This window comes from Variovorax sp. KBW07, from assembly GCF_003852515.1.
GTDB lineage: Bacteria > Pseudomonadota > Gammaproteobacteria > Burkholderiales > Burkholderiaceae_C > Variovorax.
This window is the reverse complement of the sequence record NZ_QAJK01000294.1, coordinates 1-240: the sequence shown is the minus strand read 5'-3', so window position 1 is coordinate 240 and position 240 is coordinate 1. Positions and strand designations below refer to the sequence as shown.

The 240-nt window shown below is 67.9% G+C and carries 1 protein-coding gene; it reads right to left on the bottom strand.

Annotated features, from left to right (window positions below; translation table 11 throughout):
* The coding region (locus DBV14_RS33210; RefSeq protein WP_260397323.1) for a glutamate synthase-related protein at nt 1-240 on the bottom strand (240 nt) is incomplete at both ends.

Here is a 240-nt window from a genome sequence, read left to right as displayed (position 1 = left end):
AGCTCGCGCAGCTTCGCGACGAAATGCATCATCTCGATGGGCGTTGAAAACGCGCTGTGCGAAGAGGGCGAGACGCAATCGACGCCCACCGGCACGCCACGCGCCGCGGCGATCTCGGGCGTGACCTTCGGCGCGGGCAGCACACCGCCGTGCCCGGGCTTGGCGCCCTGGCTCAGCTTGATCTCGATCATCTTCACCTGCGGGTCGCGCGCATTGGCCGCGAAGCGCTCGGCGTTGAAG